This is a genomic window from Bradyrhizobium manausense, assembly GCF_018129685.1.
Classification (GTDB): domain Bacteria; phylum Pseudomonadota; class Alphaproteobacteria; order Rhizobiales; family Xanthobacteraceae; genus Bradyrhizobium; species Bradyrhizobium manausense_D.
The window spans coordinates 34,998-59,556 of sequence record NZ_JAFCLG010000019.1; the positions used below are offsets into that span (position 1 = coordinate 34,998).

24 protein-coding genes are annotated in these 24,559 nt (G+C 64.6%); 13 read left to right on the forward strand and 11 right to left on the reverse strand.

The annotated features are described in order from the left end of the window. Nucleotides 1-148 precede the first annotated feature (148 nt). Both JQ621_RS29040 and JQ621_RS29045 read right to left on the reverse strand, forming a co-directional pair. Entirely contained in the window at nt 149-1,258 is a 1,110-nt protein-coding gene (locus tag JQ621_RS29040; RefSeq protein ID WP_212239989.1) for a DUF2336 domain-containing protein, read from the reverse strand. Between the two features lie 106 nt (nt 1,259-1,364). Further along, complete coding sequence (locus tag JQ621_RS29045; RefSeq protein WP_212239997.1) at nt 1,365-2,066, reverse strand: RluA family pseudouridine synthase; 702 nt, start codon at nt 2,064-2,066, stop codon at nt 1,365-1,367. 60 nt (nt 2,067-2,126) lie between these two features. Here JQ621_RS29045 and ftsY point away from each other — a divergent pair, with 60 nt between their 5' ends. Then, the gene (gene ftsY, locus JQ621_RS29050) at nt 2,127-3,074 is read left to right on the forward strand and encodes a signal recognition particle-docking protein FtsY (RefSeq protein WP_212240006.1); all 948 of its coding nucleotides are present in this window, start codon (nt 2,127-2,129) and stop codon (nt 3,072-3,074) included. Nucleotides 3,075-3,077: 3 nt separating this feature from the next. Then, nucleotides 3,078-3,680 (forward strand): septation protein A, encoded by a 603-nt coding sequence (locus JQ621_RS29055; protein WP_212240008.1) that lies wholly within the window; start codon nt 3,078-3,080, stop codon nt 3,678-3,680. Between the two features lie 196 nt (nt 3,681-3,876). Here the strand turns inward: JQ621_RS29055 and JQ621_RS29060 are convergent, their stop codons facing one another. The 5 genes from JQ621_RS29060 to ccmA all read right to left on the reverse strand — a co-directional run bounded on the left by JQ621_RS29060 (nt 3,877) and on the right by ccmA (nt 7,015). Continuing rightward, entirely contained in the window at nt 3,877-4,470 is a 594-nt protein-coding gene (locus tag JQ621_RS29060) for a DsbE family thiol:disulfide interchange protein (RefSeq protein ID WP_212240010.1), read from the reverse strand. Continuing rightward, nucleotides 4,467-4,646: a heme exporter protein CcmD gene (ccmD, locus tag JQ621_RS29065; RefSeq protein WP_212240127.1), complete on the reverse strand. Its 180-nt coding sequence runs from the start codon at nt 4,644-4,646 to the stop codon at nt 4,467-4,469. The genes JQ621_RS29060 and ccmD overlap by 4 nt, the downstream gene beginning before the upstream one ends. Next, nucleotides 4,646-5,377: a heme ABC transporter permease gene (locus tag JQ621_RS29070; RefSeq protein WP_212240012.1), complete on the reverse strand. Its 732-nt coding sequence runs from the start codon at nt 5,375-5,377 to the stop codon at nt 4,646-4,648. Before JQ621_RS29070 ends, ccmD begins: the two co-directional genes overlap by 1 nt. Nucleotides 5,378-5,481: 104 nt before the next feature. Continuing rightward, the gene (ccmB, locus tag JQ621_RS29075; protein ID WP_212240014.1) at nt 5,482-6,150 is read right to left on the reverse strand and encodes a heme exporter protein CcmB; all 669 of its coding nucleotides are present in this window, start codon (nt 6,148-6,150) and stop codon (nt 5,482-5,484) included. A gap of 262 nt (nt 6,151-6,412) precedes the next feature. Next, entirely contained in the window at nt 6,413-7,015 is a 603-nt protein-coding gene (gene ccmA, locus JQ621_RS29080) for a heme ABC exporter ATP-binding protein CcmA (protein ID WP_212240128.1), read from the reverse strand. 244 nt (nt 7,016-7,259) lie between these two features. Between ccmA and acnA the strand changes: the two genes are divergently transcribed. The 3 genes from acnA (at nt 7,260) to JQ621_RS29095 (ending at nt 12,000) form a co-directional block, all read left to right on the forward strand. Further along, complete coding sequence (gene acnA, locus JQ621_RS29085; protein ID WP_212240023.1) at nt 7,260-9,980, forward strand: aconitate hydratase AcnA; 2,721 nt, start codon at nt 7,260-7,262, stop codon at nt 9,978-9,980. Between the two features lie 304 nt (nt 9,981-10,284). After that, a complete protein-coding gene (locus JQ621_RS29090; RefSeq protein ID WP_212240024.1) occupies nt 10,285-11,064 on the forward strand; it encodes a DUF1223 domain-containing protein in 780 nt (259 codons plus the stop codon). Nucleotides 11,065-11,628: 564 nt separating this feature from the next. Then, nucleotides 11,629-12,000, forward strand: coding sequence for a DUF2794 domain-containing protein (locus JQ621_RS29095; protein ID WP_212240025.1), 372 nt, complete (start codon nt 11,629-11,631; stop codon nt 11,998-12,000). A gap of 142 nt (nt 12,001-12,142) precedes the next feature. Here the strand turns inward: JQ621_RS29095 and JQ621_RS29100 are convergent, their stop codons facing one another. The 4 genes from JQ621_RS29100 to JQ621_RS29115 form a co-directional block, all read right to left on the reverse strand. Next, nucleotides 12,143-12,670 (reverse strand): GNAT family N-acetyltransferase, encoded by a 528-nt coding sequence (locus JQ621_RS29100; protein ID WP_212240026.1) that lies wholly within the window; start codon nt 12,668-12,670, stop codon nt 12,143-12,145. Nucleotides 12,671-12,792: 122 nt separating this feature from the next. Continuing rightward, complete coding sequence (locus JQ621_RS29105; RefSeq protein WP_212240027.1) at nt 12,793-13,584, reverse strand: Bax inhibitor-1/YccA family protein; 792 nt, start codon at nt 13,582-13,584, stop codon at nt 12,793-12,795. Nucleotides 13,585-13,866: 282 nt separating this feature from the next. After that, nucleotides 13,867-16,437 carry an ABC transporter permease gene (locus JQ621_RS29110; protein ID WP_212240028.1) on the reverse strand — a complete coding sequence of 857 codons (2,571 nt, stop codon included), beginning with the start codon at nt 16,435-16,437 and terminating at the stop codon, nt 13,867-13,869. Further along, nucleotides 16,434-17,156, reverse strand: coding sequence for an ABC transporter ATP-binding protein (locus JQ621_RS29115; protein ID WP_212240029.1), 723 nt, complete (start codon nt 17,154-17,156; stop codon nt 16,434-16,436). The genes JQ621_RS29110 and JQ621_RS29115 overlap by 4 nt, the downstream gene beginning before the upstream one ends. Before the next feature lie 55 nt (nt 17,157-17,211). Here JQ621_RS29115 and JQ621_RS29120 point away from each other — a divergent pair, with 55 nt between their 5' ends. The 8 genes from JQ621_RS29120 (at nt 17,212) to sucD (ending at nt 24,455) form a co-directional block, all read left to right on the forward strand. Continuing rightward, nucleotides 17,212-17,847 carry an arylesterase gene (locus JQ621_RS29120; RefSeq protein ID WP_212240129.1) on the forward strand — a complete coding sequence of 212 codons (636 nt, stop codon included), beginning with the start codon at nt 17,212-17,214 and terminating at the stop codon, nt 17,845-17,847. Between the two features lie 174 nt (nt 17,848-18,021). After that, the gene (gene thpR / locus JQ621_RS29125) at nt 18,022-18,558 is read left to right on the forward strand and encodes an RNA 2',3'-cyclic phosphodiesterase (RefSeq protein ID WP_212240031.1); all 537 of its coding nucleotides are present in this window, start codon (nt 18,022-18,024) and stop codon (nt 18,556-18,558) included. Nucleotides 18,559-18,741: 183 nt separating this feature from the next. Then, nucleotides 18,742-19,929 carry a cell division protein ZapE gene (zapE, locus tag JQ621_RS29130; RefSeq protein WP_212240033.1) on the forward strand — a complete coding sequence of 396 codons (1,188 nt, stop codon included), beginning with the start codon at nt 18,742-18,744 and terminating at the stop codon, nt 19,927-19,929. A gap of 254 nt (nt 19,930-20,183) precedes the next feature. Beyond that, nucleotides 20,184-21,152, forward strand: a complete 969-nt coding sequence (gene mdh, locus JQ621_RS29135; RefSeq protein WP_008145224.1) for a malate dehydrogenase — start codon at nt 20,184-20,186, stop codon at nt 21,150-21,152. A 202-nt stretch (nt 21,153-21,354) separates the two neighbouring features. Then, a complete protein-coding gene (gene sucC, locus JQ621_RS29140; protein ID WP_212240034.1) occupies nt 21,355-22,551 on the forward strand; it encodes an ADP-forming succinate--CoA ligase subunit beta in 1,197 nt (398 codons plus the stop codon). Between the two features lie 4 nt (nt 22,552-22,555). Continuing rightward, complete coding sequence (locus tag JQ621_RS29145; RefSeq protein WP_212240035.1) at nt 22,556-23,035, forward strand: DUF1579 family protein; 480 nt, start codon at nt 22,556-22,558, stop codon at nt 23,033-23,035. A 9-nt stretch (nt 23,036-23,044) separates the two neighbouring features. Next, nucleotides 23,045-23,506 carry a hypothetical protein gene (locus tag JQ621_RS29150; RefSeq protein ID WP_212240036.1) on the forward strand — a complete coding sequence of 154 codons (462 nt, stop codon included), beginning with the start codon at nt 23,045-23,047 and terminating at the stop codon, nt 23,504-23,506. 64 nt (nt 23,507-23,570) lie between these two features. Then, nucleotides 23,571-24,455, forward strand: a complete 885-nt coding sequence (gene sucD, locus JQ621_RS29155) for a succinate--CoA ligase subunit alpha (protein WP_212240037.1) — start codon at nt 23,571-23,573, stop codon at nt 24,453-24,455. Nucleotides 24,456-24,559: the final 104 nt, after the last annotated feature.

Here is a 24,559-nt window from a genome sequence, read left to right on the forward strand (position 1 = left end):
GTCCTGGCGAAAGCCAGGATCCATTACCCCATGGCGAAGTTGTCGGACGTGATTGCCAACCACGAATCTTCATCAAACTGAATTCGGTGGTTATGGGTCCTGGCTTTCGCCAGGACGACAGTGGGGGGCTTGGCGCGCAGCGAGGACCCTACGACGCCCGCACCTGCCAGAAGCGCAGCGTGCGCCTGGCATTCTCGGTCGACATGCGCGCAAAATTGCTTTTCGCCCTCGCAATGTCCGCCGGCTTCATCGCACCACTGGCAAAGCGGCTTTCGAGCACGGCGGCCGTGGTTTCCCAGCTCAGCTGCGCCGCCTTGCACGGCACCAGCAAGCCGTCTTCGCGCAGGCTCTGCATCAGCGGACGAATCACTTCGACGGTCGATCCGGACAGCGCCGCCAGCGCGGCCACGGCCTCTTCGTAGCGCCGGTGTCGCGCGAAGCCGAGCAGCGTCGCCTCGTTGAGCTGGCCGGCGGCCTTGAGATTGGCGATGGCGCGCTTGGCGCCCTCGAAATCGCGCACGCCCGACATCTCGCGCTCGACGCCGACGGTGACGGCGGCGATCGCATTCTGGATTTCCTCGAACAGATGCGGCGGCGCGCGCGACAGCAATCGCGTGCGAACCGCGTCCGTTGCCGAGCGCAGCAATTGGCGGCGCAGATCCGACGGCATGTCGACGCGAACGCCGACGCTGACCGCGAGCTCCGGATCGGACTCGGCCTGGCGGACGATGATGGCAAAGCCGTTGCCCGAGACGCGCGCGCCGGGATTGGCGGCGAGACGGCGGCTGACGCTGGGATAGCGGCGCGCCAGCAGCGCGTCGGTGACGATCTCCTTCAGCCACCAGCGGCCGGCGACGGCGAGCAAATGCGGCTCGCCCTTGCTGGATGCGATCTTCACCAGATCGCCGTCATCGAGGCGCGCGGATTCCTGCAGCACGGGTCCGGCGATGCGGATCTCGTCATTGTTGGCGAGGCGGCGGATCACCGAGGGCGGCGCCTGCGTGATCGGCGCGAGTTGGGCGCTGATTTCGGCGAGCGCAATCCGCGCGCCCATGTCGGCGATGGCCCGCAGCTCGATGGTGCCGATCAGGCGTTCGAGCACGTCGTCGAACAGCGCGATCTGCTCGTCGTTGAAGCTTCCGGCGGAGGAGAGGAACAGGTTGGTGACGCGCCGGGCGGTCTCCAGGCCCTTTTCTGCCGAGCCGGCCCGGATCGCGGACTCGACCTCGTCGATGATCGAAAATTGGGCCGTAGACATGACGCGATGCTCGTCCTGAGCGGGATGACGGAAGCTTGTTCTAAGCAACCGCTATCATTAGAGGCGAGCACTGAACGTTTCGTAAACCATGCCTCCGTTGTCGCCACTATTCCCCGGTCCAGCCGCAGGCGCGGAGCTTGTCGTGCATGTGGGGCGGCGCCGGGGCGACCACGCGGACCGGCTCCTTGTTCCGGGAGATCGGCACCACGATCTCGCGGGAATGCAGGTGCAGCTTCGGCTCGCCGAAGCGCGGGCCGTTGCCGTAAATGTTATCGCCGAAGATCGGCCAGCCGGTCGCCGACGAATGCACCCGCAATTGATGGGTCCGCCCGGTCACCGGTTCCATGGCAAGCCAGGTGAAACCCTCGCCCCGGCCCATCACCTTCCAGTTGGTGACCGCCTTCTGTCCCTCGGGGTCGGGCTTCTGCCACCAGCCGCGCTCGGCATTGAGCCGGCCGAGCGGCATGTCGATGGTGCCTTCGTCCTCGGCAGGGCCGCCCTCGACCACGGTCCAATAGGTCTTGCCGATCTTGCCATGCTTGAACAGCAGGCCGAGCGAGGCGGTGGCCTTACGATGGCGGCCGAGCACGAGGCAGCCGGAGGTGTCCTTGTCCAGCCGGTGGGCCAGCACTGGCGGTCGCGGCAGGCCGAAGCAGAGCGCGGCGAAGGAGTCCTCCAGATTGGCGCCGCCCTTGGGGCCGCGATGGACCGGCAGGCCGGATGGCTTGTCGATGACCAGCATCAGCCCGTCGCGGTGGAGCACGCGCGCCTGGATCTCCTCGGCGGTCAATTCGGGAACATCGAGCAATGGCAGGACTTTCGGACAAGACTTTCGTTTGAGGGCGGGAACGGCTAACACACCCCCGCCATGAACGATACCACGTCAGATCCCCCCAAGCTGAGCTGGTGGCGCCGCCTGTCCGACGGGCTGAAGCGCACCTCGTCCTCGCTCGGGACCGCGGTCGCCGACCTCGTCACCAAGCGCAAGCTCGACCGCGCCATGCTCGACGACATCGAGGACGTGCTGCTGCGCGCCGACCTCGGCACCAATGTCGCGGTGCGGATCGCGGACGCCGTCGGCACCGGGCGCTACGACAAGGCGATCTCGGCCGACGAGGTCAAGGACGTCGTCGCGACCGAGGTCGAGAAGGTGCTGGCCCCGGTGGCGAAGCCGCTCGAGATCGACGCGGGCAAGAAGCCGTTCGTCATCCTCGTGGTCGGCGTCAACGGCTCCGGCAAGACCACGACCATCGGCAAGCTCTCGCAGAAATTCGCCTCCGAAGGCCGCAAGGTAATGCTGGCCGCCGGCGACACGTTTCGCGCCGCCGCGATCGAGCAGCTCAAGGTGTGGGGCGAGCGCACCAAAACTCCCGTGATCGCCGGCGCGCAGGGCTCGGATTCGGCGAGCCTCGCCTTCAACGCGCTGACCGCCGCGAAGGAGCAGGCCATCGACGTACTGCTGATCGACACCGCCGGCCGCCTGCAGAACAAGTCCGAGCTGATGAACGAGCTCGAGAAGGTCGTCCGCGTCATCCGCAAGGTCGACGCTTCGGCACCGCATGCGGTGCTGCTCGTGCTCGACGCCACCGTCGGCCAGAACGCGCTGTCGCAGGTCGAGGCCTTCCATCGCACGGCGGGCGTGACGGGCCTCGTGATGACCAAGCTCGATGGCACCGCGCGCGGCGGCATTCTGGTGGCGCTCGCGGAGAAATTCAAACTGCCGGTGCATTTCATCGGCGTCGGCGAAGGCGTCGACGATCTCGCGCCGTTTACCGCGCGCGATTTCGCCCGCGCCATCGCCGGAATCGAAAGCTAGAGAATGGACAAGACCCAGCCGCATCCGCTGTTCAAGCTTGCGACCGAGCTCGGTCCGCTGCTCGTGTTCTTCTTCGTCAACGCGAAGTTCAACCTGTTCGCCGCGACCGGCGCCTTCATGGTCGCGATCGTCGCAGCGATGATCGCCTCCTATGTGGTGACGCGCCACATCCCGATCATGGCGATCGTCACGGGCGTGATCGTGCTGGTGTTCGGCACGCTCACCCTGGTGCTGCACGACGAGACCTTCATCAAGGTCAAGCCGACCATCATCTACGGCCTGTTCGCCGCGATCCTCGGCGGCGGCCTGTTGTTCGGCCGCTCCTTCATCGCCGTCATGTTCGACCAGATGTTCAATCTGACGCCGCAGGGCTGGCGCATCCTGACGATGCGCTGGGCGCTGTTCTTCGCCGGCATGGCCGTCCTGAACGAGATCGTCTGGCGCACCCAGAGCACGGACTTCTGGGTGAACTTCAAGGTTTTCGGCGTCACGCCCCTCACCATGATCTTCGCCATCGCCCAGATGCCGCTGACCAAGCGCTACGGCGTCGAGCCGGTGTCGCTGGAGACCAGCGAGGCCGAGGCCGGGGATATCAGGAAGGGCTGAGCTCTCTCGACTCGTCATTTCGAGCCGAGGCGTCGCCACACACTCAACTGTCATCGTCCGACTTGATCGGGCGATCCAGTATTCCAGAGACGGCCCTGAGATACGGAGAAGCCGCGGCGGACTGGATGCCCCGGTCAAGCCGGGGCATGACAGCGGTGTTTGCGGCTGGCTTGTCGGCTCGCGCTGACAATCGTGATCAGCTCCCCGCCTTCAACGCCTTCACCATCTGCGGCAGCAACACGCTGCGGTAATTTTCCGGCGTGATCGGGCCGACCAGCTTGTAGACGATGGTGCCTTCGGGCCCGACCACGAACGTCTCCGGCACGCCATAGACGCCCCACTCGATCGAGGCGCGGCCATTGGCGTCGGTGCCGACGCGGCCGAACGGATTGCCGTAGCGGCCGAGGAAACGACGCGCGTTGTCGGGCGCGTCCTTGTAGTTGATGCCGACCATCTGGAAGCGCTTGTCCGCGGCGAGTTCGGTCAGCAGCGGCGCTTCGTCATGGCACGGCACGCACCAGGAGGCCCAGACATTGACGAGGCTGACCTTGCCCTTGAACGCGGCGGGATCGAGGCCGGGCACCTGCGCGCCGGCCGTCTGCAGTCCTTCGAGCGGCGGCAGCGTGAGCTGCGGCGCGGGCTTTCCGATCAGCGCCGAGGGTATCCGTGAGTGATCGCCACCGCTGAGCCCGAACCAGAACAGCGCGGCAAGCGCGCTGAAGGCGAGCAGCGGCAGCACCATCAGGAAGGTGCGGCGCTGCGCCGGTGCGGAGGTTGATTGATCGCTCATGGCGTATCCGTCGCGCTGCGCCCCGAGCGGCGGGTGACGCCGCTGCGGTCGAGCTCGCGCAGCCGCGCTGTCTGGTTGCGATAGTCGATGACGACCCAGCCGATCAGCATCACCACCACAATGGCCGCCGCGGCATAGGACGTCACGATGAAGGACGCGTAAGGACCGAGCGACATCATGCGGCTTTCTGGCTCGCCTGCATCATCTGCAGCGACCGTACACGTCGGCGTAGGATTTCGTTGCGCATGGCAGCCAGGTGAAGCGTGACGAACAGCAGCGTGAAGGCGACCGCCATCACCAGCAGCGGCACCAGAAACGCCTTGTCGAGCGTCGAGCCGCCCATGCGCATCACCGAGGCCGGCTGATGCAGCGTGTTCCACCAGTCGACGGAGAACTTGATGATCGGCAGATTGAGCGCGCCGACCAGGGTCAGCACCGCTGCCGCACGCGCCGCGCGCGAGGGATCTTCCACGGCGCGCCACAGCGCCATCAGGCCGAGATACATCAGGAACAGGATCAGCACCGACGTCAGCCGCGCATCCCATTCCCAATAGGTGCCCCACATCGGCCGGCCCCACAGCGAGCCCGTGAGCAACGCGAGGAAGGTGAAGCTGGCGCCGATCGGGGCGGCGGCCTTGGCGGCGACGTCGGCGAGCGGATGCCGCCACACCAGCGTGCCGAGCGAGGCGAGGCTCATCACGCCCCAGACGAACATCGACAGCCACGCATTGGGCACGTGGATGAACATGATCTTCACGGTCGCGCCCTGCTGATAATCGTCGGGCGCGGACGCGGATTGATAGAGGCCGATCGTGAGCAGGATGACGGTCGCGGCCGCGAGCCACGGCAGCACCCGCGCCGATAGCGCGAGGAACCGTGTGGGGTTGGCGAGGTCGATCAGCGACATGGTATCCTGATAATCACCGGGAGCTGCTCACGCAATCAGCATGAAAGCGCGCAGCGAAAGTTGATCGGGGTCAAGGCTTCAGACCCATTTCAGTCCAGCCCTTGTCAGTCCAGTCCATGTTTCAGGCTTGCCGCCGCCGCGAACGGGCCGATCACCAGACTGACCAGCGACAGCGCGCACAGGATCGAGAACGGCGCGCCGAATGACAGCGGTCCCGCGATCGCGGCCTGCGAGGCCGCGACCCCGAAGATCAGCACCGGAATCGACAGCGGCAGCACCAGCACGGCCATCAACAGGCCGCCCCGGTGCAGCGTCACCGCCAGCGCCGCGCCGATCATGCCGGTGAAAGTCAGGGCCGGGGTGCCGGCCAGCAGTGTCAGCGCCACCGCGCCGGTCGCGACCATGTCGAGGTTGAGCAGGAGGCCAAGCACGGGGGTGGCGACGACGAGCGGCAGGCCCGCAGCCAGCCAATGCGCCAGCGCCTTGGCCGCGCAGGCCAGTTCCAGCGGCGTCCGGCTCATCGCGATCAAGTCGAGCGAGCCGTCTTCATGGTCGGCCATGAACAGCCGGTCGAGCGTCAGCAGGCTGGCCAGCAGCGCCCCGAGCCACAGGATCGCCGGCCCGAGCCGCGACAGCAGCGCCAGGTCCGGCCCGACCGCGAATGGCATCAGCACGACCACGGTCAGAAAGAACAGCACGCCAATCAGCGCCCCGCCGCCAACGCGGAGCGCGATGCGGATGTCGCGGCGGATCAGGGCGGCGAGGGCGGTCATGGGCTGTCTCTTCCGCTTGCGGCATGGCGGCCGTGAGAGCCCGGCTCCGACCTCCGGCAAACTGCGCTCCCTCCCCCCTTGTGGGGGAGGGCTAGGGAGAGGGGTAGCCCCGGGCGAGATGGTTGTAGGAGGCGAGCTTGCCCGACGCTTGATCCGACAGAGCGCGCCGTGTGGCACCCCCCTCCCTGACCCTCCCCCACAAGGGGGGCGGGAACGGAGAGAGCTGGGCTTTGCCGCTCGAAAAGCTGAGGGTCCGCCGGAATCATACCCCGCCCCCGATCCGCAGCTCCCGCGCATCGATCCCCAGCGGCGCATGGGTCGCTGCGATGATCATTCCGCCCCTGGCGAGGTGCGCCCGCATGAGCCCGCCGAACATCTCCTGGCCGGCAGCATCCAGCGCATTGGTTGGCTCGTCCAGAAGCCAGACCGGGCGGCGGACCGTCAGCAGCCGGGCCAGCGAGAGCCGTCGGCGCTGGCCGGCGGACAGGAAGGCGGCGGGCAAAAGAGCTGCATGGTCGAGGCCGACGGTGGTGAGGCTCGCGGCCGCGTCACACCGCTCGCCGCCCAGGAAATCAGCCCAGAATGACAGATTCTCGACCACGCTCAGCGCGGGCTTCAGGGCATCGCGGTGGCCGAGATAGTGGCACTGCTCGGGCAGCGTCATGTCGGCGTCGCCCCCGTCCAGTACGATCGTGCCGCCAGCCGGAATGAGCAAGCCCGCAAGCAGCCGCAGCAGCGAGGTCTTGCCCGATCCGTTACGGCCGACGACCGCCACGGCCTCGCCGGAAGCGGCCTGGAAATCGAGCCTGGAAAACACCTCGCGGCCGCCGCGCACGCAAGTCACCCCGCGTCCGGTCAGCTGCATCTGGCCTTGTACCAATCCGTTCACAGCCGGGCCTCAGGAAATCTTGGGGTAGCGCATCAGAATTTTTGGCTCGCGACTTGCTCGGTACTGTTGTGGCTGTGGCGGCGCGGTTAGAAAACTTCTATAAGCCCGGAACTACTTGATGCAGCAACTCAACCTGCCCCTGCAAGCGACCCCCAGACGGATTCGCTGACGGTGTTAAAATACCCTGTGCCGGGTATGTCTAACAATTGGGATTTCCTACATGACCTCGCTCGACAGCTTCAAATGCAAAAAGACCCTCAAGGTCGGCGCCAAGACCTATGTCTATTACAGCTTGCCTACGGCGGAGAAGAACGGTCTGAAGGGAATCTCGAAGCTTCCCTATTCGATGAAGGTCCTGCTCGAGAACCTCCTCCGCAACGAGGACGGCCGCACGGTCAAGAAAGAGGACATCGTCGCGGTCTCGAAGTGGCTGCGCAAGAAGTCGCTGGAGCATGAGATCGCGTTCCGCCCGGCCCGCGTGCTGATGCAGGATTTCACCGGCGTTCCGGCGGTGGTGGATCTCGCCGCGATGCGCAACGCGATGCAGAAGCTCGGCGGCGATGCCGAGAAGATCAACCCGCTGGTGCCCGTCGATCTCGTTATCGACCACTCGGTGATCGTGAACTTCTTCGGCGACAACAAGGCCTTCGGCAAGAACGTCGCCGAGGAATACAAGCAGAACCAGGAGCGCTACGAGTTCCTGAAGTGGGGCCAGAAGGCGTTCTCGAACTTCTCGGTCGTGCCGCCCGGCACCGGCATCTGCCACCAGGTCAATCTCGAATATCTCTCCCAGACGGTGTGGACCAAGAAGGAGAAGATGACGGTCGGCAAGAAAACCGGCACCTTCGAGGTCGCTTATCCCGATTCGCTGGTCGGCACCGACTCGCACACCACCATGGTCAACGGTCTGGCCGTGCTCGGCTGGGGCGTCGGCGGCATCGAGGCGGAAGCCTGCATGCTCGGCCAGCCGCTGTCGATGCTGCTGCCGAACGTCGTCGGCTTCAAGCTGAAGGGCGCGATGAAGGAAGGCGTCACCGCCACCGACCTCGTGCTCACCGTGACGCAGATGCTGCGCAAGTTAGGGGTGGTCGGCAAGTTCGTCGAGTTCTTCGGCCCCGGCCTCGACAACCTCTCCGTCGCCGACAAGGCGACCATCGCCAACATGGCGCCTGAGTATGGCGCGACCTGCGGCTTCTTCCCGGTTGACGCTGCCGCGATCGACTATCTCAAGACCTCCGGCCGCGCCGCACCGCGCGTCGCGCTGGTGCAGGCCTATGCGAAGGCGCAAGGGCTGTTCCGCACCGCCAAGTCGGCTGACCCGGTGTTCACGGAAACGCTGACGCTCGATCTCGCCGACGTCGTGCCGTCGATGGCCGGTCCGAAGCGTCCCGAAGGCCGCATCGCGCTGCCGTCGGTCGCCGAAGGTTTTTCGCTGGCGCTCGGCAGCGAGTACAAGAAGGGCGAGGAGCCCAACAAGCGCTTCCCGGTTGAAGGCAAGAATTTCGATCTCGGCCATGGCGACGTCGTCATCGCCGCCATCACCTCCTGCACCAACACGTCGAACCCGAGCGTGCTGATCGGCGCCGGCCTCTTGGCGCGCAACGCCGCCGCGAAGGGTCTCAAGGCCAAGCCGTGGGTGAAGACCTCGCTCGCCCCGGGCAGCCAGGTGGTCGCCGGCTATCTTGCCGATTCCGGCCTCCAGAAAGATCTCGACAAGGTCGGATTCAACCTGGTTGGTTTCGGCTGCACCACCTGCATCGGCAATTCCGGTCCGCTGCCGGAAGAGATCTCGAAGTCGATCAACGACAACGGCATCGTCGCCGCTGCCGTGCTCTCCGGTAACCGCAACTTCGAAGGCCGCGTATCGCCGGACGTGCAGGCGAACTATCTGGCCTCACCGCCGCTGGTCGTCGCCCACGCGCTCGCCGGCAGCGTCACCAAGAATCTTGCCGTCGAGCCGCTCGGCGAAGGCAAGGACGGCAAGCCGGTGTACCTCAAGGACATCTGGCCGACGTCGAAGGAGATCAACGCCTTCATGAAGAAGTTCGTGACCGCGTCGATCTTCAAGAAGAAGTATGCCGACGTGTTCAAGGGCGACACCAACTGGCGCAAGATCAAGACTGTCGAGAGCGAGACCTATCGCTGGAACATGTCGTCGACCTATGTGCAGAACCCGCCCTATTTCGAAGGCATGAAGAAGGAGCCGGAGCCCGTCACCGATATCGTCGAGGCGCGCATCCTCGCCATGTTCGGCGACAAGATCACCACCGATCACATCTCGCCGGCCGGTTCGATCAAGCTCACCTCGCCCGCCGGCAAATATCTCAGCGAGCACCAGGTGCGTCCCGCCGACTTCAACCAGTACGGCACGCGCCGCGGCAACCATGAAGTCATGATGCGCGGCACCTTCGCCAACATCCGCATCAAGAATTTCATGCTGAAGGGCGCGGACGGAAATATCCCCGAGGGCGGTCTCACAAAACACTGGCCCGACGGCGAGCAGATGTCGATCTACGACGCTGCGATGAAGTATCAGCAGGAGCAGGTGCCGCTGGTGGTGTTCGCCGGCGCCGAATACGGCAACGGCTCATCGCGCGACTGGGCCGCGAAGGGCACGCGTCTGCTCGGCGTTCGCGCCGTGATCTGCCAGAGCTTCGAGCGCATCCATCGCTCCAACCTGGTCGGCATGGGCGTGCTGCCGCTGACCTTCGAGGAAGGCACCTCGTGGTCGTCGCTCGGCCTGAAGGGCGACGAGAAGGTCACGCTGCGTGGCCTCGTCGGCGACCTCAAGCCGCGCCAGAAGCTGACCGCGGAAATCGTTTCCGGTGATGGTTCGCTGCAGCGCGTTTCGCTGCTCTGCCGCATCGATACGCTGGACGAGCTCGATTACTACCGGAACGGCGGTATTCTTCACTATGTGCTGCGCAAACTCGCGGCCTAGCATGATCCGGACCCGAAGGCCGCGAGGGCGCAAAGTGCGCAGCGGTATTCCGGAACGATCATGCTCTGCCAGCCAGACAAAGTGCGCTCGGCGCACTTTGGCGCGCGAATTTGTGAACGGTGGCTCACCGCGACGTGAGTAGAACGTTAAACGAAGGCGGCCTATCACAAGGCCGCCTTCGTTCGTTTGCGGTATGTTTCGATGGGCCCGCTCTGCAAATTCCCGCCTTGGATGTACCGCGCCCGTAGGACTACGGTGACCATCAGGCGATAAGCGATCCCCCAAACGAGCTGTGACATTCGACATGACTGGCATGATGGCTTCCAATTTCGTTTCCCGATGGTCCGGAGCATTCTGGTCGGGAGCACTCGGCATCTGCGCTATCGTCGCCGTCATCCGCCCCGCCGAGGCCGATCCCCGCGCCGTGGTCGAGCTGTTCACCTCGCAGGGTTGCTCGTCCTGCCCGCCCGCCGACAAGGTCATCGGCGACCTCGCCAAGGACCCCTCGATCATCGCGCTGAGCATGCCGATCGACTATTGGGATTATCTCGGTTGGAAGGACACGCTGGCGGACTCACGCTTCTCGGCGCGGCAGCGCGCCTATTCGCGGATGCGCGGTGACCGCGAGGTCTATACCCCGCAGGTGGTCGTCAACGGCGCCGCGCATGTCATCGGCAGCGATCGGCCCGGCATCGAGAATGCGATCGACAGGACCGAGGCGGGCACGGGCGTCATGAGTGTACCGGTGACGATGTCGATCGCGGGCAAGCAGATCAACGTGTCGGTCGCCGCGAGCAAGGAGCCGACGGTCTCGCATGGCGAGGTCTGGATCTGCTCCATCATGAAATCGGTGCCGATCGAGATCAGCCGCGGCGAGAACCGCGGGCAGCAGATCACGTACCACAACGTCGTGCGCAATCTGCTCAAGGTCGGCGACTGGAACGGACATCAGGAAACCTGGACGGTACCGATCGAGAATCTGACCTCGCGCGAAGGTGTCGACGGCGCGGTGGTCTATGTCCAGGACGGCAGCCGCGACAAACCCGGTCCGATGCTGGGGGCGGCGTATACGTCGCTGCATTGAAGCGCACGTCAATCGACTCGGCAAAATCAGTCTTCGTCATTCCGGGGCGCGCGAAGCGCGAGCCCGGAATCCATTTCACCGCGTGTACCGCCGCCCAATGGATTCCGGGTTCGCGCCAAGGGGCGCGCCCCGGAATGACAGCGAGATTGAAACACCCCGCCACAAACAAAAAAGGACCAACTCGCGTTGGCCCTCCTTGTCATGCGCACAGACCCGATCCTGTTCGACCCCGGGGGGCTGGGGGCTGAGGAATCCGGAACCGAAAGGACCGGGTCAACGCACACAGATCTTTTCGCAATGCAGGGCGGCGCGCCGTGGGCGGAAAAGCGGCGATCCTGTGATTCCTGCTAACGATCCCGTGACGGTTTGTCGCTGACAAGTTCCACCGTTGCGTGTGTCATGAATCGCTCCGGGTCAGCGAAGCGAGCCAGTGGTCCCTTGAGGCTTCCTCGCTGAGCCTCTTGCAGCGGGGAACGGTTGGCGCAATCATGCAATTGTCATGATCCGCGGCTCCGAGGACGGTCTTCGCGGACGGGGTCATGCTGCGCGAAGAGGAGGCGCCCCATGAGTCTGACGTCGGAGGATGCCGAACCGAGCGAGCAGCGCGCAGCGGCGCGCCCCGCCGCTGCGAATGCACAGCCTGGCCGGGTGACGTTCAACCGGCTCGAGCTGCACCGAATTCTCAATCTCTATGGCCGCATGGTCGCCGACGGCGAATGGCGCGACTATGCGATCGATTTCCTGAAAGACCGCGCGGTGTTCTCGGTGTATCGCCGCGCCTCGGAAGTGCCGATCTACCGCATCGAGAAAGATCCGCGGCTTGCACGCAAGCAGGGCATGTACAGCGTGATCTCCGCGACCGGCCTGATCCTGCGCCGCGGCCACGAGCTCGAGCGCGTGCTGCTGGCGATCGACCGGAAGCTGGCGGTGGTGTAGCGGCACGAACGGTGCCGTAGGGTGGGTTAGCCGAAGGCGTAACCCACCACTTCTGTTGACTTGGAAACACGAGAGGTGGCTTACGCCTGGCGGTTTGCGCTTCGCGCAATCCGCGGGGCTAACCCACCCTACGAGACCGAGCTTATTTCGGCACCGTCGTCGCACCCTCGCCGAGATCGCGCTGCATCATCACCGTATCCAGCCAGCGGCCGAATTTCAGGCCGACATTCGGATGCGTGCCGATCATCTTGAAGCCGCCCCTGGTGTGCACGCCGATCGAGCCGGCATTGGCGGAATCGCCGATCACGGCGATCATCTGCCGGAAGCCGCGCGCCTCGCATTCGCCGATCAGCCGCTCCAGCAGCAGCGAGCCGATGCCGCGGCGGTGGAACGAGGGATCGAGATAGATCGAGTTCTCGACGGTGAAGCGGTAGGCCGGGCGCGGCCGGTAGGCGCCGGCATAGGCGTAGCCGGCGACGCGGCCGTCAATGATGGCGACGAAATAGGGATAGCCGCCGTCGATGAGCGCGCGATAGCGGCGCGTCATCTCGGCAAGATCAGGCGGGTCCAGCTCGAACGTCGCGGTGCCCTCGCGGACGGCCTGCTGGTAGATGGCGGTGATGGCGGGGAGGTCGGCCTCAAGGGTGGGCCTGATTTCGGGTGCGGACATGAGGGAAGATTAGAATCTTCCCGGGACGGCTGGAAGAGGGGCTACGGGACCTCGGCTCCGGCCCCAAACAAAAACCCCGGCCTTTCGGCCGGGGTTCGTGTCCGTTCTCCCGGGTCTGGCGCTTAGTCGCGCTGGCCGAGGAGCTGCAGCAGGAAGGTGAAGATATTGATGAAGTTCAGGTACAGCGACAGCGCGCCGGTAATCGCCGCGCGCTCGGCGATGTCACCGCCGGCCGCGGCGTAGCCGTAGATGTAGTCGTTCTTCAGCCGCTGGGTGTCGTAGGCGGTCATGCCGGCGAACACCAGAACGCCCACGATCGAGATGATGAACTGCATCATCGTGCTGACCAGGAACATATTGACCAGCAGGGCGATCGCGACGCCGATCATGCCCATGAACAGGAACGAGCCGAAGCCGCTCAGGTCACGCCGCGTGGTGTAACCGTACAGGCTCAGCGCGCCGAAGGTGGCCGCCGCGATGAAGAACACCCGCACGATCGAGTCATGCGTGTAGACCAGGAAGATGGTCGACAGCGAGACGCCCATCAGCGCCGAGAACACCCAGAACAGGATCTGGGCCGTCGAGGGGGCCAGGCGGTTGATGCCGGCCGAGATCACGAACACCATGGCGAGCGGTGCCAGCATGAACAGATATTTCAGCGGGCTCACGAACATCGCGACGCCGAACGGCGTCAGGAACAGCTTGCCGACACGGACGGCTTCCGGGGTCGGAACGTCAGTGACGGCAGCCATGTAGACACCGAGCGCGGCAAGGCCCGTGATGGCGAGGCCAATGCTCATGTAATTGTAGATGCGCAGCATGTAGGCGCGCAGACCGGCGTCGACCGTCGCGGCGTCAACACGCCCGGCGGCCCGGCCGAAAGGAGAAGCGTAATTGCGGTCTAGGTCCGACATGGTCGAATTCCCGTTGGTTGCCCGGTCCGGCATGGGGGGTGCCATGCCGCCGGTTCGTCAATTCTATCTCGGATACCGATGTCTGCCGACATTAATTTTGGCTAACAATCGGGGCTCCGAACCCATCCGATATGTGGGAAACTAACACATTCGGTGCAACGGTCCATGCGCGGCCGAATGTCGCCCTCGTCGCACGATCCTGACGCGAGCCTGACGAGCAAATGTGGTTAATTGCGGAAATCGCGCGATTCCGGCCCCGCGTGCGGCGGCCGCTACCTTTTGTCACAAATTCCGCAACACCGTGGCGGGCTTTTTGTTCAACGCCAGCAGCGTGCCGGCAAGACCAAGCCCGACGGTGACGACCAGGGCGGCCGCAACCACGCCGGCTGCGCTTGCAGCCTGCCAGACGAAAGTCAGCGTCATCAGCCGCGTTACGATCATCCAGGCGGCGAGGCTGCCGGCGATCACGCCGAACACCGCGGTGGCAAGGCCGATCAGCAGATATTCGAGCGCATAGGCCCCGAGCAGCCGCAGCCGCGTCGCGCCCAGCGTCTTCAGGATCACCGCATCATAGACCCTGTGACGATGCCCGGCGGCGAGCGCGCCGCCCAGCACCAGGATCGCCGAGATCAGCGTCACGGAACTGGCGCCGCGGATCGCCAGCGCGAGATTGGTCACCACCGCGCCGACCGTCTCCATCACCTCGCGCACGCGCACGCTCGTCACCATTGGGTAAGCGTCCGCGACCTGCTTGATGATCTTGCCGTCGCCGGTCGCATCGCCCGAAGCTTCGGTCAGCGTCGCGATATGGGTATGCGGCGCGCCCTTGAACGCGTTCGGCGAAAACACCAGCACGAAATTGATGCCGAGCCCCTGCCAGTCGATGGTGCGCAAATTGCCGATTTTCGCCGGGATGTCGCGGCCGAGCACGTTGACCACGATCTCGTCGCCGAGCTTCAAGCCGAGCCCGTCGGCGATCTTCTTCTCCATCGAGACCAGCGGCGGGCCGGAATAGTCGGCGCCCCACCATTCGCCCTCCACCACCTTGGAGCCCTTCGGCAGTTCGCCGGTATAGGTCAGGCCGCGATCGCTCTGCAGCACCCATTCGGAATCGGTTGACGGCTTGAGATCCTCGGCGCGGACGCCGCGGGCGGCGACGATACGCCCGCGCAGCATGGGCACGTCCTCGACCTTCGCGCCCGGCGCAATCTGGCGCAGATAATCGTCGAAGGGGGCCGCCTGCGTGCTCGGAATGTCGATGAAGTAGAATGACGGCGCCCGGTCGGGCAGCGCGGCGAGGAACTGCCGGCGCAGATTGCCGTCGATCTGGGTGATGGTGACGAGCACGGCGAGGCCGAGGCCAAGCGACAGCACGACCGAGGGCGTCAGCGCCCCCGGCCGGTGGATGTTGGCGATCGCCAACCGCAGCATGGTGAAGCGCGTGCGCGGCAGTTTTCGCGCGATGGCCATCAGCAAGGCGGCAACACCGCGCAGAACCGCGAATACGACGACGGATGAGGCCACGAACACCGCGGCGATGCGCTTGTCGAAGGAGAGGCCGATCACGACGGCGACGAGTAGCGCGACGACGGCGCCCATGAACACGACATAGCTGAGGCGCGGCCGGTGCCATTCGGCGGCGACGGTGTCGCGGAACAGCGCGGCGACCGGCACGTCATGAACGCGCCCGAGCGGCCACAGGCCGAACGCAAGTGCGGTGAGCAGGCCATAGAGGAAGGACAGCGCGAGCTCGTCGGCATGCACGGCCGGCACCACCGGGAGCGGCAGCAGCTTGCCGAACAGGCCGACGATGGCGAATGGCGTTGCCGCGCCGAGCGCGAGACCAATCACCGATCCGATCGCGGCGAGCAGGACGACTTGTGCGAGATAAATGCCGAACACGTCGCGCCCCGTGGCGCCGACGGCCTTGAAGGCCGCGATCACTTCGAGCCGGCGGTCGATATGGCTCTTCACGGCATTGGCCACACCGACGCCGCCGACCAAAAGCGCGGCGAGTCCCACCAGCGTCAGGAACTGCGTGAAGCGGCTGATATTGCGCTCGAGCTGCGGCGAGGCGTTGGAGCGGCTGCGGACCTCCCAGCCGGCCTGCGGCGCGGCGTCGCGCGCATCGGCGATGAAGGCGTCGGTGGCGCGGTCGCTGTTGGCGGTGTCAGGCAGCTTCACGCGATAGACCCAGCGCACCAGGCTGCCGGGCTGAATGAGGCCGGTCGCGCGCAGGCCCGCCTCGCTGATCAGGAAGCGGGGGCCGAAGCCGAGGCCGCCGGCGAGCTTGTCGGGCTCGGCCTCGACGCTGCTGCGGATCTGGAAGGTGGCCGAGCCGATGGTGACGCGGTCGCCTGTTTTCAGCGACAGCCGCGCCAGCAGCGTCGGATCGGCAGCCGCGCCGAATGCACCGTCACGCTCCGCGACCAGGTCGGACATCGGCAGCTGCGGCGCCAGCGTGAGCTGTCCCAGCAACGGATAGGTGTCGTCGACCGCCTTCATCTCGACCAGTGCCAGCTTGCCGTCCGCCGAGCGCGCCATGCCGCGCAGGGTCGAGGCGACGGAGACGGTGCCGCGCGAGCGCAGAAAGGCGACTTCCTCAGGCTTCGCCTCGCGCTGGAACAGCACGAAGGAAACGTCGCCGCCGAGCAGCGTGCGACCTTCGCGCGCAAGCCCATCGCTCAAGCTCGCCGACACCGAGCCGACACCTGATATCGCCATCACGCCGAGGGCGATGCAGGCGATGAAGACGTAGAAGCCGCGCAAGCCGCCGCGCAATTCGCGCAAGGCATAACGCAGCGACAGCGCGACGCCGTTCGGCTTCGCAAATGGTTCGACGGCTGCGCTCATGCGTTGGTCGTCTGGGTGTCGATGCGACCCGAACGCAGGCGGATCACGCGATCGCAGCGATGCGCGAGCGAGGAATCGTGTGTCACCAGCACCAGCGTCATGCCGCGCTCGGCATGTTTGGTGAAGAGCAGGTCGACGATCTGTTTTCCGGTGGCCTCGTCGAGATTGCCGGTCGGCTCGTCGGCGACGAGGATGGCGGGATCGGGCGCCAGCGCGCGCGCAAGCGCGACGCGCTGCTGTTCGCCGCCGGAGAGCTGTGTCGGATAATGATGCAGGCGATCGCCGAGCCCGACCGATTGCAGCTCCTCGGCCGCGCGCTTGCTGGCATCGGGATTGCCGGCAAGCTCGAGCGGCACGGCGACATTCTCCAGCGCCGTCATGGTCGGGATCAGGTGGAAGGACTGGAAGACGATGCCGACCTGGCGGCCGCGGAAGCGGGCCAGCGCGTCTTCGTCGAGGGCATTGAAAGGCGTGCCTGACACCACCACTTCTCCGCTATCAGGACGCTCCAGCCCCGCCATCACCATCAGCAGCGTGGATTTGCCCGAGCCTGACGGGCCGATCAGGCCGATCGTCTCGCCCGAGCCGACGCGCAGGCTGATATCCTTGAGGATGTGAACGCGTGCCGCCCCCGACCCCAATGAGAGATTGACGTTGGAGATGGAGATGGTGTCCGGCGCAGTGCCGGCGAGCGAAGAGGGAGAGATGCTGATGTCCATGGTCCGGTCATATGGCAACTCCGATGCCGCGGTCGAGAGGCGTTACGGATTGTTCATGCACATAGCCGTGTTGATGCTCGCTTTGATGACGCTCGCCGGTCCCGCTCGGGCGGACGCGACAAAACCGATCAAGCTTGTCGTGCTCGGCGATTCCCTGAGTGCCGGTCTTGGCCTCCCTGCGCAGGACGCGTTTCCGGCGAAACTTCAAAAAGCCTTGCAGACCAAAGGCATAATGGTCGACATGATCAATGCCGGGGTGTCGGGCGACACCTCGTCCGGCGGCCGCGACAGGCTCGACTGGTCGGTCTCCGACGGAACCGAGGGCGTCATTGTCGAGCTCGGCGCCAACGATGCGATGCGCGGCATCGACCCCGACTTGACGCGGGCGTCGCTGACCGACATCGTCCAGCGTCTCAAGGCGCGCAAGATCGCCGTGATGCTGTGTGGCATGCTGGCGCCGCCGAATTTCGGCGCGGATTATGGCGCGCGCTTCAATTCGATTTATCCGGATCTGGCGAAACGATTCGACGTGCCGCTCTATCCATTCTTCCTCGACGGTGTCGCCGCCGACGCCAGGCTCAATCAAGCCGACGGCATTCATCCGACCGCTGAAGGCGTCGACATCATCGTCGGCAGGATGCTGCCCACGGTGGAGGCATTCGTGCGCACGATCGGCGAGCAACGCCGATGAAAAGCAGGCAATGCTAACCCTAACAACCGGGGTTTTCCCGGTGTAGCCTTGGCAACTCTTCGCAGAGTCACACAACTGCGATAGGAATCAGGGTACCGGTGATTCGTCACCGGCTCTAAAATTTGGATATGATCCTTCCCAGGGATCATGCCCAAGCATCGGGAGTGCGAAACGATGCCGCGTTTGTTCACTGGTCTGGAAATTCCGGCCGAGATCGGCCAGTCGCTTTCCAACTTAAGGGGCGGCCTTCCCGGCGCCCGGTGGATCGATCCCGAAAATTATCACGTCACGTTACGTTTCATCGGCGACATCGACGGCGCCTCCGCCAACGAGATCGCATCGATGCTGTTTCGCGTCGATCGCAAGCCTTTCGAGGTGAAGGTGCAGGGCTTGCAAAGCTTCGGTGGCCGCAAGCCGCGCGCGGTGGTCGCCACCATCGCGCCGAGCAAACCGCTGATGGATCTGCAGGCCGAGCTCGAACGCATGATGCAGCGGATCGGCCTCGATCCGGAAGGGCGCAAATTCATTCCCCACGTCACGCTGGCCCGGCTGCATGACGCAACCGACCGCGACGTCGCCGACTATCTCTCGATCCGAGGCTACTTTCCGAGCAAGGTGTTCATGGCCGAGCGGTTCGTGCTGTTCTCGTCGCGCGCATCGACGGGCGGCGGACCGTACGTGGTCGAGGACGCTTACGAACTGTGCGAGTGAGCTTGGCTCTCGTGCCCCGGCCTCTGAGCCGGGGCCCAGTCTTTCCGTGAAGCATGAACGAAACAGTGGGTCCCGGACGCGCAGCATCGCAAGAGCGCTGCAGCGCGTCCGGGACACCAGCGCATAGCGCCCCGCACCAATTCACGGCTTGCAATTTCCGCCGGTCTCTGGCGGTAAAGGGCGATGCTCTCCACCCAGAATTCTTCCTTCAGCGAAGCCTACCAGACCCGGATCGCCTCCGGCGCGATCGAGCCCGATGCCGCGCAGGCCGAGGTCGCCGAGGCCTATGCGGCGCTGGACCTGCGGCTCGCGAACTACAGCCCCAGGCGCAAGCAGGGCCTGCTCGCCCGTCTGTTCAGCAACGGCGACAAGGATGGGGCGCCGCACGGGCTCTATGTTCACGGCGAGGTCGGCCGCGGCAAGACGATGCTGATGGATCTGTTCTTCCAGCACTCCAATGTCGAGCACAAGCGCCGCGCGCATTTCCACGAATTCATGGCCGATGTGCATGAGCGCATCTACGACTATCGCCAGAGCATCGCGCGCGGACAGATCCCTGATGGCGACGTCATCGCGCTGACGGCGCACGCGATCTTCGAGGAGAGCTGGCTGCTCTGCTTCGACGAATTCCACGTCACCGACATCGCCGATGCAATGATCCTCGGACGCTTGTTCGCAAAACTGTTCGAGCTCGGCACCGTCGTGGTCGCAACCTCCAACGTTGCGCCGGAAGATCTCTACAAGGGCGGCTTGAACCGCGCGCTGTTCCTGCCCTTCATCAAGCAGATCACCGACCACATGGATGTGCGACGGCTGGATGCGCGGACGGATTTCCGGCTGGAAAAACTTCAGGGCGTGCCGATGTGGCTGACGCCGGCGGATGGCGATGCGGATGCCGCCCTCGACAAGGCCTGGGTGAAGATGACCGGCAACGCCAGGTGCAAGTCGCGCGACATCCTGATCAAGGGCCGCACCCTGCACGTACCGTGCTCGGCCCATGGCGTGGCGCGCTTTGCCTTCGCCGATCTTTGCGAGAGACCGCTCGGCGCATCCGACTACCTCAGGCTGGCGCACGATTATCACACCATCCTGGTCGACCATATTCCAGTGATGGACCTCTCCCAGCGCAACGCCGCCAAGCGTTTCATCACGCTGATCGACACGCTCTATGACAATGCCGTGAAGCTGATGGCCTCGGCCGATGCCAACCCGATCTCGCTCTACCTCGCCCATGAGGGCACCGAGGCGATGGAGTTCAAGCGGACGTCGTCGCGGCTGATCGAGATGAGTTCGGAATCCTATCTGGCGCTGCCTCACGGCCGCAAGGATTCCACCGCCAGCGGCTCGACCAAGGGCCTGGTCGAGACTTAAGTCCTATTTGCCGGCGCCGTCATTCCGGGGCGCGACGAAAGTCGCGAGCCCAAAATCCATTGCGCCACCCACTCTGCCGCCCGATGGATTCCGGGCCTGCGCCTGTTGGCGCATCCCGGAATGACGACCGGGTATGTTGATTGCTATCGCGCCAAGCCCGACAATTGGGCATCCACCGACTTGAACGGGGGAGGCGAAAGGGATAACCACCCTCTCAGTTTTCCCCTCTTCACGTGTCTAAAGGACAGGTTCACATGGCGCGCGACAAGATTGCTTTGATTGGCTCCGGTCAGATCGGCGGAACGCTGGCTCACCTCATCGGCCTGAAAGAACTCGGCGACGTCGTGATGTTCGACATCGCCGAGGGCGTGCCGCAGGGCAAGGCGCTCGACATCGCGCAGTCCTCGCCGGTCGACGGTTTCGACGCGCACTACACCGGCGCGAACTCCTACGAGGCCCTCGACAACGCCAAGGTCTGCATTGTCACCGCCGGCGTGCCGCGCAAGCCCGGCATGAGCCGCGACGACCTCCTCTCCATCAACCTCAAGGTCATGGAGCAGGTCGGTGCGGGCATCAAGAAGTACGCCCCCGACGCGTTCGTCATCTGCATCACCAACCCGCTCGACGCCATGGTCTGGGCGCTGCAGAAGGCCTCGGGCCTGCCGCACAAGAAGGTCGTCGGCATGGCCGGCGTGCTCGACTCCGCGCGCTTCCGCTACTTCCTGGCCGACGAGTTCAACGTCTCCGTTGAAGACGTCACCGCCTTCGTGCTCGGCGGCCATGGCGACACCATGGTGCCGCTGGTGAAGTACTCCACCGTTGCCGGTATCCCGCTGCCCGACCTCGTCAAGATGGGCTGGACCTCGCAGGCGCGCCTCGACGAGATCGTCGACCGCACCCGCAACGGCGGCGCCGAGATCGTGAACCTGCTCAAGACCGGTTCGGCCTTCTACGCGCCGGCCGCGTCCGCCATTGCGATGGCCGAGAGCTATCTGCGCGACAAGAAGCGCGTGCTGCCGTCGGCCGCCTACCTCAACGGCGAATACGGCGTGAAGGACATGTATGTCGGCGTGCCCGTCGTGATCGGCTCCAAGGGCGTCGAGCGCGTCGTCGAGATCGAGCTCGCCGGCAAGGACCGCGAGGCCTTCGACAAGTCGGTCGGCGCCGTGCAGGGCCTGGTCGATGCCTGCAAGAAGATCGCACCCGATCTTCTCGGCCGCTAACGGCAAGCCATTCCCGCCGAAGATCGAAACCCGGTCTTCGGCGGTTTCATTTCCGGACCCCTGCTGACCGGAGTGGGGTCCGGGTCCAAGATCTCGATGTCAAAGAATCCGGGTTTGCAGTCTCTGTGGTATATGGTATGCCAGGCACAAGACTGAGGTGGGCCCCTAGGGGTCACCGCCCGCGGGTTCAGGGAGCGACCATATGAATATCCATGAATATCAGGCCAAGGCGCTGCTGGGCGAGTTCGGCGTACCGATCTCCAAGGGCGTTCCGGTCCTCAAAGCGAGCGACGCGGACGCCGCCGCCAAGGCGCTGCCCGGTCCGGTCTATGTGGTGAAGAGCCAGATCCACGCCGGCGGCCGCGGCAAGGGCAAGTTCAAGGAAGCTAGCGCCGGCGACAAGGGCGGCGTCCGCATCGCCAAGTCGGCCGCGGAGGTCTCCGAATTCGCCAAGCAGATGCTCGGCGCCACGCTGGTGACCGTGCAGACCGGTCCCGCCGGCAAGCAGGTCAACCGCCTCTACATCGAGGACGGCTCCGACATCGACAAGGAATTCTATCTCTCGATCCTGGTCGACCGCGAGACCTCGCGCGTGTCCTTCGTCGTCTCGACCGAAGGCGGCGTCAACATCGAGGACGTCGCGCACAACACGCCCGAGAAGATCGTGACCTTCTCGGTCGATCCGGCCACCGGCATCATGGGCCATCACGGCCGCACCGTCGCCAATGCCCTGAAGCTCACCGGCGATCTCGCCAAGCAGGCGGAAAAGCTCACCGCGCAGCTCTTTGCCGCGTTCGTCGCCAAGGACATGTCGATGCTGGAGATCAACCCGCTGGTCGTGACCAAGCAGGGCCAGCTCCGCGTGCTCGACGCCAAGGTGTCGTTCGACGACAACGCGCTGTTCCGTCACCCCGAGGTGCTCGCGCTGCGCGACGAGACCGAGGAAGACGCCAAGGAAATCGAGGCGTCCAAATACGACCTCAACTACGTCACCCTCGACGGCAATATCGGCTGCATGGTCAACGGCGCCGGTCTTGCCATGGCGACGATGGACATCATCAAGCTCTACGGCATGGCGCCGGCGAACTTCCTCGACGTCGGCGGCAGCGCCAGCAAGGAAAAGGTCGCGGCCGCGTTCAAGATCATCACCGCGGATCCCAACGTGAAGGGCATCCTGGTCAACATCTTCGGTGGTATCATGAAGTGCGACGTGATCGCCGAAGGCGTCACGGCTGCGGTTCGTGAGGTCGGCCTCAGCGTGCCGCTGGTGGTTCGTCTCGAAGGCACCAATGTCGAGCTCGGCAAGAAGATCATCCGCGAATCCGGTCTGAACGTGGTGCCGGCCGACAATCTCGACGACGCCGCGCAGAAGATCGTGAAGGCCGTCAAGGGAGGCTAACGCCATGGCCCAGGACCATCTCGCCGCATCATCCCCGCTTGCAGAGCATGCGCGTCTTGCCGCGTTCGCCGGCGAATGGACTGGCGAAGAGATGGTCTTCCCGTCGCGCTGGACGGCGGGCGGGCCGGCGACCTCGCACACCGTCGCGCGCATGGATCTCAACGGCTTCTACTTGATCCAGGACTCGGTCCAGATGCGCGACGGCAAGCAGGTGTTCGCCACCCACGGCCTCTTCACTTACGACCGCGAGGACCGGACCTACAAATTGTTCTGGTACGATTCGCTCGGCTACACGCCGCCCTCGCCCGCCTCCGGCGGCTGGGTCGGCAACACCCTGACGCTGGTGCGCGGCTCGCTCCGCGGCAATGCGCGCCATGTGTACGAGATCATCGACGACGCCTCGTACTCGTTGAAGATCCAGTTCTCGCCGGACGCGGAAGGCTGGGCTGACGTGCTCACCGGCGTCTACCGTCGTGTTCATTAGGACGAAACCATGGGTGCTCATCCATATTGGTATTTCGTTCCGTATGAGGACGATTTTGGCGCAGCATTACAGAAATTGCGGGAGCGGGAATTCCAGGCAGGGCGTTACAACCCTGTGACGCCCTTTCCGACCTTTCCAATCGACTTCTCTGCGCTCGCGCCGGGTGCGAGGCATGCTTCGATCGAGCAGCTCATGGAGCAGTGCGACGAATCTGGTACCCGGTCCATTCTCGATATCGCGCAAGTCGCGCCCGCGCCTTTCGATGGAAGCGGAATGCCGTTCATGACGGCCTTCCCGTTGGCTCCGCACGACGTGGAACGTCTGTTCGGATCATCGCGGCCGACGCGCGCGCAGGTCGAGACCAACAAGCAAATGTGGGATCGCATCGAGCGCGGATCGGCGGTCTACACAGTCATTTTCGAAAACGGTCAACCGCACGAAATCTTTTTCGGTGGTTACTCTTTCGATTGAACAGTCACGTTGAACAGCCGTCATCCGGCCAGGTAAAAGTTATCCACGAAAGCAGGCTCGCCTCATGTCCATCCTGATCGACAAGAACACCAAGGTCATCTGCCAGGGCTTCACCGGCAAGAACGGCACCTTCCATTCCGAAGCCGCGATTGCCTACGGCACCAAGATGGTCGGCGGCACCTCGCCCGGCAAAGGCGGTTCGACTCATCTGAACCTGCCGGTGTTCGACACGGTGCGTGAGGCGCGCGAGAAGACCGGCGCCGATGCCTCGGTGATCTACGTGCCGCCGCCGGGCGCGGCGGACGCGATCTGCGAGGCCATCGACGCGGAGATCCCGCTGATCGTCTGCATCACCGAAGGCATTCCGGTCCTCGACATGGTGCGCGTGAAGCGTTCGCTGGCCGGCTCGAAGTCGCGCCTGATCGGGCCGAACTGCCCGGGTGTGATGACCGCCGGCGAATGCAAGATCGGCATCATGCCCGCCAACATCTTCAAGACCGGCTCGGTCGGCATCGTCTCGCGCTCCGGCACGCTGACTTACGAAGCCGTGTTCCAGACCTCCCAGGAAGGCCTCGGCCAGACCACCGCGGTCGGCATCGGCGGCGACCCGGTCAAGGGCACCGAATTCATCGACGTGCTGGAAATGCTGCTCGCCGATCCCAAGACCCAATCCATCATCATGATCGGCGAGATCGGCGGTTCCGCCGAGGAGGACGCCGCCCAGTTCCTCAAGGACGAGGCCAAGCGCGGCCGCAAGAAGCCGATGGTCGGTTTCATCGCCGGCGTGACCGCACCTCCCGGCCGCCGCATGGGTCATGCCGGCGCGATCATTTCGGGCGGCAAGGGCGACGCCGGTTCCAAGACCGAGGCGATGAAATCCGCAGGGATTACAGTGTCGCCGTCGCCGGCGCGCCTCGGCCATACGCTTGCCGAAAAGTTGAAAGCCTAATTCACTTCTTCGTGCTTTTCCGGGCGAAGTTTCGCAGCAAATAGGGTAAATGGTGCCTGTCGCGTCGAGCCTCTGCCGGGGAGCTCGGCGCTAGCGCCGTTTGT